At 38.6% G+C, this 14,408-nt stretch carries 11 protein-coding genes; 1 reads left to right on the top strand and 10 read right to left on the bottom strand.

The window, feature by feature from the left end; all coding sequences use genetic code 11:
- The first annotated feature begins 298 nt into the window (after positions 1-298).
- Positions 299-1,219, top strand: coding sequence for an ArsR/SmtB family transcription factor (locus BLP54_RS00205; protein WP_028246550.1), 921 nt, complete (start codon positions 299-301; stop codon positions 1,217-1,219).
- A 113-nt stretch (positions 1,220-1,332) separates the two neighbouring features.
- Here the strand turns inward: BLP54_RS00205 and BLP54_RS00200 are convergent, their stop codons facing one another.
- The 10 genes from BLP54_RS00200 to BLP54_RS00160 form a co-directional block, all read right to left on the bottom strand.
- Positions 1,333-2,277: a glycoside hydrolase family 43 protein gene (locus tag BLP54_RS00200; protein WP_090165600.1), complete on the bottom strand. Its 945-nt coding sequence runs from the start codon at positions 2,275-2,277 to the stop codon at positions 1,333-1,335.
- A gap of 21 nt (positions 2,278-2,298) precedes the next feature.
- Positions 2,299-3,837, bottom strand: coding sequence for a glycoside hydrolase family 43 protein (locus BLP54_RS00195; protein ID WP_090165598.1), 1,539 nt, complete (start codon positions 3,835-3,837; stop codon positions 2,299-2,301).
- A gap of 166 nt (positions 3,838-4,003) precedes the next feature.
- A complete protein-coding gene (locus BLP54_RS00190; RefSeq protein ID WP_090165596.1) occupies positions 4,004-4,252 on the bottom strand; it encodes a DUF6171 family protein in 249 nt (82 codons plus the stop codon).
- Positions 4,253-4,366: 114 nt separating this feature from the next.
- Positions 4,367-4,675, bottom strand: a complete 309-nt coding sequence (locus BLP54_RS00185) for a hypothetical protein (protein WP_090165594.1) — start codon at positions 4,673-4,675, stop codon at positions 4,367-4,369.
- A complete protein-coding gene (locus tag BLP54_RS00180; RefSeq protein ID WP_090165591.1) occupies positions 4,675-5,145 on the bottom strand; it encodes a helix-turn-helix domain-containing protein in 471 nt (156 codons plus the stop codon). The genes BLP54_RS00185 and BLP54_RS00180 overlap by 1 nt, the downstream gene beginning before the upstream one ends.
- Before the next feature lie 109 nt (positions 5,146-5,254).
- Positions 5,255-5,377, bottom strand: a complete 123-nt coding sequence (locus BLP54_RS16185) for a hypothetical protein (protein ID WP_255405339.1) — start codon at positions 5,375-5,377, stop codon at positions 5,255-5,257.
- Between the two features lie 391 nt (positions 5,378-5,768).
- Positions 5,769-10,490 carry a choice-of-anchor L domain-containing protein gene (locus tag BLP54_RS00175; protein WP_090165589.1) on the bottom strand — a complete coding sequence of 1,574 codons (4,722 nt, stop codon included), beginning with the start codon at positions 10,488-10,490 and terminating at the stop codon, positions 5,769-5,771.
- A gap of 279 nt (positions 10,491-10,769) precedes the next feature.
- Positions 10,770-12,347 (bottom strand): GH25 family lysozyme, encoded by a 1,578-nt coding sequence (locus BLP54_RS00170; RefSeq protein ID WP_090165586.1) that lies wholly within the window; start codon positions 12,345-12,347, stop codon positions 10,770-10,772.
- An 8-nt stretch (positions 12,348-12,355) separates the two neighbouring features.
- Positions 12,356-13,141 (bottom strand): hypothetical protein, encoded by a 786-nt coding sequence (locus BLP54_RS15745; protein WP_176754420.1) that lies wholly within the window; start codon positions 13,139-13,141, stop codon positions 12,356-12,358.
- Positions 13,122-14,408, bottom strand: coding sequence for a sensor histidine kinase (locus BLP54_RS00160; RefSeq protein WP_090165585.1), 1,287 nt, complete (start codon positions 14,406-14,408; stop codon positions 13,122-13,124). The genes BLP54_RS15745 and BLP54_RS00160 overlap by 20 nt, the downstream gene beginning before the upstream one ends.

The following is a 14,408-nucleotide window of genomic DNA, read 5'->3' as shown; positions in this document are numbered from 1 at the left end:
ACAACTCATTAACGATTATGGTATTATAATAAAGCTGGATGTTCTCAACGTCAATATTTATTTTAGGAAAAGCTAAACTATTTTGGATATTCTTTTAATATACACAAATACTTCACATTGTTTTTAGTAAATTTCACTAATTGACATCAAATTAATTGACTTTATCACGTCAAAGTGCTTCTACTTTTAATTCTAATTGAAATATTTAATCCTTTCTACACACCCATATTGACAGCGTTATTAGCAAATTTTATAATTATATGAAGTAATTTATTTTTAACATAAAAGGAGCAGTACGATGATTCATATCACTTCACTAGACGAAGGACTAGAATTATTTAAAGCATTAGGCTCAGACGTGCGAATCCAGATACTTAATATCTTATTAGAGAATGACCACATGAGTATGAACCAGCTTGCAACACAGCTAAACCTCAGTAATGGTGCACTCACTGGCCATATCAAGAAATTAGAAGAATGTGGACTTATATCCACATCCAATGAATCAGCTAGTCACGGAAATTCCAAAATATGTTCTGTTATTCAAGATAAAATAGTTGTAGAAATCGAAAAGCCTGTTGACCTTTCAAATGTATTCACTACAGACATAAAGGTTGGACAGTTTTCAAAATATGATATCTGCCCTACCTGTGGACTTGCTAACAGCACCTCTGTTATTGGTGAAATCGACGATGCACGATACTTTAGTCATCCGGACAGATTCAATGCAGATATTATGTGGTTTACAAAGGGATTTGTGGAGTACTCTTTCCCTAATCTTGTACCTAGTAACAACCGCATCACTCAGATTTCCATCTCTTTTGAGATTTCCTCTGAGGCACCAGGGGTTGATAACAACTGGCCTTCCGATATCAGCTTCTATCTTAACGGAACCAAGCTTGGTATGTGGACCAGCCCTGGAGATTTTGGTGGAGATATCTTAGGAATGTTTACCCCAGACTGGTGGCCACAGAACTGGAATCAGTACGGATTGCTTAAGCTGCTTGTTATAAACAAGCACGGCACATTTATTGATGGTCTTCAGATTTCAGATCTCACTATCGCTGATTTAAACATCAAACAGGGCCAGCCTTTAGATTTCAGAATCGCTGTAGATGATGATGCAGAGCACATCGGAGGTGTAACACTCTTCGGAAAGACTTTCGGAAATTACAGTCAGGACATCAGAGTGTCATTAAATTATATGCCTATAGAATAATTAAAAATAGCCAGCCTGTTACGCTGACAAGCCATAGTATTTCTCCGCTCGACAACACGTCTCGCTTGAGAAATCTATGAGCTTGTCAACTACAGACTGGCTTCTTTATTGTCCTAAAACTTAAATACAGGTTTCCCATCTATAAACTGGAACTTCATCAGCATCGCATGCCTGTTAGGATTATACAGTGGGTCTCCCACTATCTCTGTTTCAATTCTGGCATGATAAACAAGAATATCATTGCCTTCCTCATCCACAGTAAACGAATTATGACCTGGACCATATACCACATGTTCAGGTGATGATGCCAATACAGGATATCTCTCCTTCTTCCACGAAAGTGGATCAAGCAAATCACTATCTGCATCAGCAGTCAGCATTCCCATGCAATAATTTACACCTGTATCGCTGGCTGAATATGTCATAAACACTTTGCCATCTCTAATGATTACAGATGGTCCTTCATTTACCCAGTATCCATGTCGCTCCCAGTCATAATCAGGAGTGGTGAGAAGCACCTGGTCAGTCTCCAAAGTATATCCATTTTTCATACGGGCGATATAAAGATTTGAAATCTGTTTTCCAACACCAACTTTCTCAGCCCAAATATAATACCAGACACCTTTATTTTCAAATACAGTGGCATCCAAAGAAAATGCCTCAAATGAAAATTCGTCTGTCTCTGCACGAGTCATCTTTCCCTTTTCAATCCAAGGATCTTTCATTGGATCTGGTCCCTGGCATTCCAATACGTATGGACGAATTTTCCATATATCTTCCATTTCACCTCCGGCGAAATAGATATACCATTTTCCAAAAAGGAAGTGGATTTCTGGAGCCCAAATATGCTTGGACATCGGACCTGACTCATGTCCATGCCAAACCTCAAGTTCTGGCTCATCCTTAAGCCCTTCAAGAGTGTCGCTACAGCGCAAAACTATCCTGTCATACTCCGGCACTGAAGCAGTAAAATAATACTTTCCATCTGTGTGTCTGTATACATATGGATCTGCACGCTGCAATATCCACGGTTTATTGTATTCAAAATTCTTATCCATAATTACTTATAATCTCCCTAATTATTTATCAACATACATTACGCCCCAAACCGACTGATTGTTTCCAACAGCCGAGAATGTCATTACATCTGTACCAGCTTCATCTTTCATCTGGCAAAAAGCACCACTGTAGTCCTGACCATCAATAGTAATAGTCATATAGTAAGTGCCATCCTTCATTTCCCATTTACCACTTACTTCCTTGCCTTCACAGCTTCCATCATTGTTTAAATAAACAATTATCGGATTTGCGATATCACTGGAAATATCCGTCCCCTGATTAACTACAAAGTAACGACCAACAACATCTTTCTTGTCATATCCTGACTCAGAAACAGTCTCACCCTGAGTCTGATATGGAAGTTCGCATGGCCATCCCTCTTCATTCATCAGCACCTGATGCACTCTTGGAGAATGTCCCTCACCGCCGTCATTAAAGCGGGTGTGATAAACGATATATTCTTTTCCATCTGAATCTACAAAGGCAGAGTTATGACCTGTTGCCATATATGCCTTATCTAAGCTTGGTAGCTTGTAGTTGCCCGAAAGCTTTAAACCAAAATTCTGATGTAAGGCGCTCTTTTCTGGAAAAGCTCCATTCATGTCCACATAGTCTCCATCCACAGTCTTTGAACGGAACACTCGCATCTGATATCCACCATTGCTTGTAAGTCCACCATAGCTTACAAACAGATAGTAATAATCTGTGTTTGCATCATACATTATGTATGGTCCCTCGATGGAGATGTGTCCACCGCCTAAAAGCTTCTTGCCAAAATAAGCATCCACCCTTTTTTCTTCATCAGCTTCAGGATGAATCACCTTGCCTGTGGCAGAATCAAGCTCCAACAGATAAATGCCACCAGACCAAGAACCGTAGGTCATCCACATCCTGCCATCCTTATCATAAAAAATAGTAGGGTCGATTGCATTTGGATAGTCCTCGTAATTATAGGCGCCACCCTTTATATAATTCTTCTTCGCATATGTCTCATCTACATAGTCAAGTACATCCGTATTTGCGATATTTTTGTTTGTAAAACCTGAATAAATCAATGCTCCCTGCCATTCAAATGGTCCTTCAGGGGAATCACTTATTCCAAAGCAAAGATTTGATGCATTAAAGGTACTGGTGGTGCAATAATACATCACATATTTTTCCATGGTCTCGTTGTAAATCACATCTGGTGCCCACACATGAGTCTTTCCATCATCAGTTTTAATGATACTATCCTTGTTTCCTGAATATGCAAATGCCTTATCAGCCACATCATAAATCTGCCCATAAACAGAATTAGTCTTGCTGTAGCCATCTGCCACCTTCTGCCAATTTAATAAATCATCACTCTTGGCGCAGGTCATGTGCGAGCCATAAATATAATATGTTCCGTCTACTTCTAGGATTGATGGGTCATGGACAGAAACGCCCGAAGAAACATCGCCTGTGGCAATGCCGTCATAGCTGACTGTATAGTTTTTCACTTCTGAATCTGAGCCTGAGCACGCCACAAGACCACCTGCCATAGTAATAGCCAGAACACATGAAAGAATTCTTTTCATGGTTCCTCCTCCATAATTGTCTTATCGCTAAGCATCAAGCCCCTATTTCATATGCTTAGTAGATGAGGTATATCCTCAATCGATGATTTCAATATATCAAATTAATTTTACATTTTCAATAAATATTTTAATTTTCTCTAAAATATTTGTGGTGTTGTCTGTTCTCCTACCACTTCTTGTTAGGACATCTAGATACTTTAGCTGCTGCCCTGAGCTCCACATAGCATCCACAGGACATACATGTACCTTCATTTAGCTTCTCGCAGCTGGTACAGATTCCAAGACGTCTTTCATATTCTGCATCATCCACAGTGTCCTCTGCCTTTAAGGCTGCCTTATATTTTTCTATCATCCCCATGTCTGCATCAATCATATCCCTCAGCAAACAGCGGGTGCATACTCTTTTTTCAGTCATAAAATTACATTCCTTTAATATATAATAATCTAGCCCGCAAAAATTGCGGGCTAGGTATAATGCATTATAACATGCATTAGAAATTCTGGAAGCAAAAAAATGTGCTTTCTAAGATTAATCATATTCAAACATGCCCTGAATGGCATCTGATATATTAATGATACCCCAATAATTTATTCTATCAACTTTAGTACATGCTCTTGCAACAGGGTCTATTAGCTTAATCTCCTCACAAATCACTGTTCCTTCTGTCCCATCAACACCTTTTATATCTATATTCATAGGATTAATTATATCAGTATTAACTATCGGACTAACATGAAACATTTTTCGTTCTCTGATAAATACATTCTTACTTATTATCAAAAAAAGGTTTCCAAATCCACTAATTTTAATAATATCTCCTTGATAAAAAACTTTCATTAAAACATCTCTCTTCCTTTTGGTTCTCCCCAATCAAATTTGTAAGTCTGTGCGACCCCACCGCACTCAGCTAATCTTTCCTCATAAGTCTTATGCTTAAAAGTAAACCCGGAATTCAATAATTCCTTTACCTGTTCATCTGACATTTCTCTAACTACCTTCATATCAAGTACCTTCCCCTTTCTTACTATTTCATTAGTATAGGTTAGAAGTCTATTTGCATCTTCTAGCTTCCCTTCCTCGTCAAGAGGTCTAAGGAACTCAATTGTTTCTATTCCAAAGTAATCGCCTAACTTTTCCAAATTTTGATATTTGGGAACGATACGTCCATTAACCCAATCGCAAAAGGTAGTATACTTAATATCCAAATCATTACATACCTTTTTCCTCGACACTCCATGAATTTTTAATAAATATTTTAAATTGTTTGAAACTATAATGTTTGTCTCTAATGCAGTATTTGTTTTCATATGCTCTCCTACGATTTTTTCGTATTATCATAATACGATATTTTCGTATCGTCATCAATAACCTACAACAATTTTCTCTAAAATATTTGTGGTGTTGTCTGGGGAGCTATTAAATCCCAAAAATCTTAATTTTTGCTCCACGCATATAATTTTCTATTTTTTTTGCATTTTTATATGCTTGAACAGGTTTAATTCCTATGTAACCTTCTGCTCTAAGCATATAATTTTTCAATTTTTTCCTTTTTTATATGCTTGAACAGTTTTAATTCCTATGTAACCTTCTACTCTAAGCATATAATTTTTCAATTTTTTTCTTTTTTATATGCTTGAACAGATTAAATCCCTATATAATCTCCTTCTCTAAGCATATAATTTTTCAATTTTTTTCTTTTTTATATGCTTGAACAGGTTAAATCCCTATATAATCTCCTTCTCCAAGCATATAATTTTTGGTTTTCTTCCATTTTTATATGCTTGTTCACCATATAGGTACTAAATAGATTATCTCTTACCCGTTTCTCTTACCACTTCCGTCAATCTTTTTTAACACAAGAACACCTCCCCGTAGGGAGGTGCCTTGTGAGGTGTTGAAATATGAAGTATTAGGCGTAATTATCTTTTTATTATTCCTCTTCCTGCTGCTTTCTTGTTGACTTATAAAGCTCTAATGAAATACCTGCTGCTGCAACTATTGCAAGCCATACAAAGTAGCAAATTCCAAATAATGTTGGACACTTATGACAAACATTACATGTTGAAGCTGTAGATACGATATCTGCCTTTACTGCCACCTGTGGCTCATCATACATAAGTGCGTATGTTGAGAACTGGCCAGTAGAGATTGTAATTGTATCAGGGTCGCTGTCCTTATCCTCAAGAAGTGTGCTGACACCTTCATGTGCTCTCATGATGAAGTATGTATCAGATAATCCCTTATGATTTTCTGGAATATCGATTACGATATCGATAGGATCAACTTCTGTAAGCTGGTTCCAGTCACTGTCATCGATTCTCATGAACATACTGATATCGATGTAATCTGCCATTGAAAGATTTGGTATCTGCTCAGCATACTCTGTCACGCCATCATCAATAACCTGACGGTCTAATTCAGGAATAGTTTCTTCCTCAAGTGGAGTAAGCTCAACCTTGATTTCAAGAATACTTCCTGCTGCAACTGCTGCATACTGTTCTTCTGTAAGAATAGATTTTGCAACTGCCTTTGCGTCAGCAAGACCTGCATTAGCCTTTGAATTATCTGTAAGCTCAAGTGTAACTACAACTGCACCTTCGCCCATAACAAGTGCGATTGGTGTTTCCTTTACAGGAACCTTGTCATCTACTATATCTCTTTCGTTTTCTTCTGCCTTCAGCTCTGCCTTTGCAGATGCTACAGGGTCAATAAGATTTGCTGTCTTAACAACCTCTCCACCCTTCTCCTCAAGCTTGTCCAAAAGCTTGAGCTTGGTGTCCTCTGTCATATCGCCCCAGATGTCACCCTTGTCAATAATCTTGCCCTTGCCAAGAGTATCATCAGCATCTGTTGTAATCTCTTCAGTCTCAGCAGTAACTTTGGTTGTCTCTTCTACTATTTCAGGAATTATCTCCTGAGCTGCCTTTATATCAGGTACATACTCAGGCTTCTTTTCTTCATCTTCCTTCTTTTCTTCTACCTTTTCATCCTTTTTCTCTACAACCACTTTAGAAGTTGTCTCTTCCCTCTGCATTACTGCTGGAGCACTTGAAGGTGCTGAGGTAGTAGTTCCAGTACTAATATATGTTGGAACATATACTGGAGCAGGTCTCTTTGAAATCAAAGGAATAATGATTGTGTAATCCTCATAATTTGTACTTCTTACTTTTGCTTTAAGTACACCAGTTGTTCCGTTCTCATTTTCTGATATGTTGTAAACAATCTTACCATCGATAAAATCAACATTGTCAATGTAATCATATAAATCTCCTTCTATCTGGTAGTCTATTAACTTAGCTCCATCCTCTACATATTTTGTTAAATCAATGTTTGCTTCCTCTGTAGTTTTAACTGGAACATTTGTATTTGTTGTAAGCTCCACATCCTCATGAACACCTTTATCGATTGTTACGGTGAAGTTGCCATATGTTGTAGTACAATCAGTCTTTGTTGCCTTGTAGTAAATTGTGTATTCACCGGCATCCTTGATTACTGGCATTGTGCTGCTAAATTCGCCATCTATATCTGTGCTATATGAGATGGTAGCATCTGTTGGATTAGTAGTGATATCGAAATCAACAGGTTTGCCGTCGTAATCTTTATCAATTGTATTTGAAACTGTAACCTCTACAGTTTCACCAGTTGTTATACTAATACCATCTGAAATCTTAGATGCAGGAACCTTCTTTGTTGCAGGTCTTCTATATCTGAGAATATATTCTGTATACTCCTGCAAATTATCGAATGTAATTGTTCCATCTGGCTCTGGCTGCTTCCAATCCTGTCCTTCAATCTCTTTTTTCTCATTATCGTAAATACGATACACCTGACCCATTTTTTCTTTGTCATCTTTATCGAGAGTAATTGTGATTGAATCTTTAGTTGTGTATATAGGATTTGAATTACCTTCTGATGGTCTGTCTGCATCCTGATTTAAATCAAAACCATCAAATGGATCTGTGAAGGTTGGTCTTTCTGAAATAGATAATTCCTGTGCTTCAGAATCGCCTGTTTCTCCATCACCCTTTTGTACTATTGATAAAGTCTTGCCATAGAAGTCGTACTCTTTATCGTTTTTGTCCTTTCCAAAGATCTTAATTGTTCCATAGTCTGATGCTATAAAAGTGTATACTTCATCATCACAGGTAATCTCGTATGTTACTCCAGGAGTGAATCCCTTAAGTACCTCTTCGAAGTAATCAACATTTGAATTTGGTGCATCAAAGCTAAGAGAACCACCTTCGATGAATACAAATGAATCATAGCTGCTGTCACTACAATCACATATAGCAAATTTTACTTTTACTTTATCTCCTGTATTAACCTCTTTTTGGGCATTGAATACTAAAGAGACTCCTTTTATGCTAACATCAGTAGCTACTCCTACAGGCTTGTTGATGAAAAGAGAATGAGCTTCTGAAAGATCTGTACCTTCTCCATCCCACATCTCATGACCACCTAATCCTGCTCTCAAATTTACGATGGTGACATCATGTAGTGAATTATCACTTCTCTTTATTTTTGCTATATTTTCATAAGGACCATCATTTACACTAACAAATAAACCAAATGCATCATTAAAGCATGATGACTGATCAAATTCACTGGATGCAAAAACGTAATTGAAATTCAACAAATTACCAGATGCAATCATAGTAAATTCCAATGTTGATGTATGGCCGCCATAGCTATAGCCTAACTGTGTAACCAGCTTTTCCAAATCGTAATCATGATTAGTTGAAGCCATATAACTGGTATCTAGAATTATTCCAGATTCAATACCAACCTGATCTGAGCCATTTGTAAATCCATACACAGCACCAGTCTTAGCTGCATTCTCTGCTGTAACACCATCACTCAGTACAGACTTAACTAAATCACTTGCGCTCTTTCCAGTCTTATCTGAATCAGGCTGGATAGGACTATCAACACCATTTTGTGCATCAGTTACTTCTATCTCATAAGTTGTTCCATCAACAACAGTTGTAAGCTTTTCTAAGGATGAAAATGGATTTACTGAGTTTACTATCCAATCATTTCTTAAGTAAACTACATTAAATAATTCAGGTGCACTACTGTATGCTTCTGTTATCTCTCCGTAAATCCCTAAGGTAGCAAGAATATCCTTTAAATAAACGCTTGTGTCACCTTCAAGCACATACTGTAATCCATTATATGTAAATTCTACTGTGTAGAATGAGAATCCTGTTGTTTCTGCTTCTACTGTTGCAATATTGCTTTCTGTCTCAAGCTTTTCAGCTACTGGTGCCTGTGGGTTGGCATCAGTAATATGATAAACATCTGCTTCAAGCGCTTCGTTCTTTGCTTCCTCAAGAGTAAATGAAACCTTTACTGTTCCCTTTGTGGTGTCAGGCTGAATTTCATTTCCTGCTGCATCAAGAACCTTTATATCAAAAGTATATGAAGCTGCTACGTTGTCTGATTCTCTTTCGTTCTCTACTGCTTCCTCTGCAACCTCTGTTTCCTCTGCTGTAGCTCGTCTTGCAAATAAAGATGCTCCCTCAGGGAACACACCCTTATCTGCCTTAACTGTGATAACCACACCGTCTACAACTGTGCTCTGCTCAAATCCCTTCTCTTCTACTAACTCACCAATAATTACAGTGATTGTAGGAATTGATGAATTGATGGCATAGCCTGAAGATATGTTCGCTCTATATACATAATTAGCACCCTGGATATTTGAATCGAAAGCTGGTGCTGTACTTAAGCTTGGGTCAAGGGACCAGGTTATATCAGCAAGAGTAATCTCTGCTGAAGTAGTAATTGTCTCTACTACATATGTTGGCTGAACCTCCACTGGTTCTTCCTCTGGTACTGATTCTCCTGTGACAGCCTCTGCTGTTGCAGCTACCACCTCTGCAAATACTCCTGCCTCTGCTGCCTTTACAGTAATAGCTGGGAATAATGTATCTATAATAAATGCTACAGGATCAGCTGGCTCTGGCTCAGAAACAGGTTCTGATACTGGAGCTGACTCAATCACTGGTGCACTCTCAACTGGTGCTGCTTCAGCTGGAGCCTCTGTAACTACTGGTGTTTCATTAACTACTGGAGCTTCTGCAACTGTTGGTGCCTCTATAGCTTCTGGAGTCTCCACTACAGGCTCTTCTGTTACAACATCATCTGCAGACTCGGCTACAGGTGCCACTGATTCCTGTGACTCTGTATCTGTTTCTGAAATCTCCTCAGCTTCAGTAACCTCCTGGATATTATCAGTAGATTCTTCCTCTGTTACTTCCTCTGTCTCTTCTTCATCTTCCTCAGGTACTTCTTCTTTTTCTTCTACCTCTGGAATAACCTCAACCAATACTTCCTTGTATGTCTCCAAGGTAGCGTTTAATGTATCAGGAAAGATAATGTCGCTTTCTGACGCTCCAACAGGAAGATGCTGTACGGCCACATCATTACCGAGAGACTCGATATTTGTAATTACACTATCAGCACCACCATTTGCAGCTATAGCCAAAGGTGTTCCGAACCCCATAGTAAATACCATGGCAAATACCATAACTATTGCTGTGGTACGATAGGCAACTCTGTTCCTTTCAATCATTTTCTTAGTGCTTCTGACAAAAGCAATTCCGGTACATGTTATAAGCTGTTTAGTACTAATATTTTCCCACTTCATATTAATACCTCCGATCCTAACTACTTCAACATCTCAATACCTATATTCAAATACACTAATTAAATTTCTGACAATTCAACGATTGTGTTATTAAGTTACAGTAAACATATCACAAACATTTTAATAATTAAATTATAACGTTATACAATGGTTATATTGTGTTATAAATTTGAATAAATTGTGAGTTCCGTAACTACAGAACCCATATGGGGCTTTTTCATCAAAAAAAGACCGGATGAAAAAGCTCATCCGGCCTTGTAATTCAAACCTTTCAACTATTTATTTCCTACCAGACTGTCTTACTACATTTACATCTACATATCCTGTGATACCAGCTATTGTCTCCTTTGACGAATACTGCCAGTAATCTGTCTTACCAGTGTAGTTGCATTCTGTGTTGTACTGGGCTACCCAGATACTATACTGCTCCAGACTCTCAGCATACAGCTTGTCATAAAACCAGTTCTTGCTGGCGTATACTCCTCCTCTGTAGCCACTGTTATTGATGGTTTCACAAAATGCCTGTAGACATCTTGTTCTTGTAGCTCTGTCAAGACCGTTGGCTCGGCCTCTAACAGCATTTTCCGAATCTATATAGATTGGAAGGGTGATTTCATACTCCCTGCACATTGCCACTGCCATTGATGCCTCTTCAATAGCCTCCTGCTCAGTGATTGCCTGAGTAAAAAAATACACGCCTACCTTTATACCATTGTCCAATGCCCCTCTCATGTTTTGTCTGAAATATGGATCTTCTACAAGCTGTCCTGAGATAGAACCTCTGAAGCCACATCTTATTATGGCAAAGTCAATACCAGAAGCAGCAACCAGCTGCCAGTCTATATCCTTCTGCCACTTGGAAACATCGATACCCATGTCTCCAACTGCATAGGAAAGAATTCCATCATCACCAAAATCGTAAGGCAAACCTCCAATAATCTGATTTCCCTTTACTGGAAGTGAATCCCCGTTGAAATAATATGTGGCACCGTCGATTGTCTGCCAACCGGTGGTTTTAATCTCTCCATAGAAATATTCATTTCCTGCAAAATCCGATACGTAGGCAGCATTCTTGCCTGCCTTATCAAGAAACAGCTCATTACCAGCCTTGTCCTTCAGCTGATCGTCGCCGTAGGAAACATCCTCCACAAACACGTTAAAGGTTATCTCTCTGGTGGCTGTGTTTCCTTTAGAGGTCTCATAGGTCACAATAATAGATACCGGTACCTTGCCAGAAAATTTCTGACCAACATACTCAATATCCACTGTCTCTCCGGAGGTGGTGGAAAGCTGAACTACCTCTGGCTTTGTACTGGTCCAGCCTAAGGTCCTGATTATCTTTTCATCATCCTCCACCGTGACACTTACAGTGGCCTTTGAAGATTTATCTATTCCCACATTATAAAGATAAACCTCCTTTGGCACTGACACAGTTGAATCATTAATAGAAATAGATTTCTTTTCGTTAAGAATGTAGCTGTCAGGGAAGGCACTTATATCTACATACTCCCTCAGCACCTTCTCACGCTCATTCATAATACTTGGTAACAAAGGTGTGGTGTTGATATATGTGTTTTCCACTTCTACATCGTGAATGGCAGAATCCTCCGCATCCATATCCACATCATCCACTCTTACCACCATGTTTGTCACATCAATAGGCAGGTACTCAAAGTCTGGATTCAGCCTTGGAAATTCATCTTCCCCATCCTCGGCCTCTGTATCCTGTTTGACTTCGGCTTCGGCCTGCTCCTGCTGCTGTCTGTGAACTCTGGCATATAAAATTGTCCCAATAAACATCAAAACCATTGCTGCTGACAGTGCAATAGCAATGGTTATTGTTTTTTTGTCCTCCATGGTCACCTCTAAAACAGTTTAATTCCAAAGGCAGGTAAAATGGTTATAAGCATAACCAGCACTGAAACTACGAATGAAACTGTTGCAAAGATAAGCACGTTGTTCATTCGCTTTCTAAGTGAATCTGATTTACTGTCAAGTCCGAACAATGCCTGATTCTGCTTGGCATTTTCTTCTATAACCACGGCCTGAACATTTCTATATACTTTTATGGCTTCAATATTAGTCTTTTCCATGATGTTGTCATACATGGCTCTAAAATCAAGGCTCAGTCTTTCGTCGATAATCTCCTTCATCGCCTTAATCTCAGCTTCCATATGCTCAACATTATTAAGCTTTTTCATAAGCAGATTAAACTGTTCATCATCAAGCTTTGCAAAATCGGCCCTTGTAATAACAGGTGCTGGCTCTGGATATTTAATAGGAGGAAGAATTATTGGCTTAAGAGTAGGAAACTCTATATCTTCAAATTCCTGCTTCATACCAAGCTGCTTTTCTATCTCATTAAGCTCATCTAAAAGAGAATCCACCTCAGTCTCAAGACTATCTGATTTCTTTGGCTCCTCTTTTTCTTCCTGTGGCTTCTCAGCTTCTACAGGTTCCTCAGCCTTCTCCTCTGGCTCTTCCTCTAGCTTTTCATCTAGCTCTTCCTCTAGCTTTTCATCTAGCTTTTCCTCTGGCTCTTCCTCTAGCTTTTCATCTAGCTTTTCCTCTGCTTCTTCAGCCTTAACTTCCCTTACAACCTCAGCAATGGCTTCCTCTACTTCTTGTGTCTCATCCTTGAACAGAATCATCCCCAGTGTCCTCCTTCATGATAAGATATGTAACTGTAGTGCCAACTCCTTCTGTACTTGCTATAGAAAGCTTTGATTTATTCATCTCGTACAAACGCTTTCTTATATCATGTATACCTGCATTTGCTATTTCTTCGTCAAGCTGTTTCGCATCAAAACCTATTCCGTCATCCTTTACTGTAATTTTATAACAATCTTCCATATCTCGCACGTAGATTTTGATTGTTCCACCACCAACCTTCTTGGTAACACCGTGTCGAACAGCATTTTCAACTACAGGCTGTAGTGACAATGGAGGAATAAGGAACTGATCCTCATCAATACTATATTCTATTTTCAAGTCACCAAATCTCAGCTGCTCCAACCACAAGTAAGTCCTGGTGTGCTCCAGCTCCTCCTCAAAGGTGATCAAATCCTGGTCTGTTATGGTATCCAGATTTCTTCTTAAGTACTTGGTAAACTTATCCATGGCATCTATGGCAAGCTCAGGATTTTTCTTAATCAGATATTTTATGTTTGTAAGAGAATTGAAAATAAAATGAGGCTGCAGCTCAGAGATAATCAAATCTGTCTGCATAATTGTGTCATCCATTTTCTTTTCCACAACAGTCTGCTCTCTTGTAACATGGATTGCTATGAACATAATCAGATAGCTTACGGTGATAGCACCATAAAGCATGGACAGGCACTCACACATTAAAGCTGGGAACAGAACTACAAATGGAATGATGATAAATATGTATAAGGCTATACACACATTTGCATCCAAAACTCCATTTATCTGGTTGTATATAATTCTAAAGAAAATGAAAATCACAAGGATGCAGCCAATGAGCACAACAAAGAAAAACAGCTGTCCCTGACTGTATTCTCCTTCCCGGGAAACCTTGAAGGCATACCCGTGAATCAAAGATGTAATCCAAAACAGAATCATTATCACACAGATAGCAAACGGAACCGCCCTAAAGGCTGGTCTCTTCCCACGCTTCCTTGTAATAAGCTTATCAACGTAAAGATTAAATCCTGAAATACTTACATATGTAAGAGAGCCCTGCAGGATAACGGAAATACGAAGTAAGTTTAAATTATCAACGTCATTTGCAAATACCAGTGTTCCCATATCCGCAAGCAGAACCAGGGCGTTCATAAGTAAAAGAATCGGGAAATATTCATTCATCGAGTTTCTTTTACCTAATAGAACACCCACAAGAATAACAAATGTAATTAGGATGGACAGCATATCTATGCCGATTCCCATCAACTCCAT

This window comes from Pseudobutyrivibrio sp. 49, from assembly GCF_900100545.1.
Lineage (GTDB): Bacteria > Bacillota > Clostridia > Lachnospirales > Lachnospiraceae > Pseudobutyrivibrio.
Note: the sequence above shows the minus strand (reverse complement) of the source record. Positions and strands in the feature narration are given on the sequence as shown.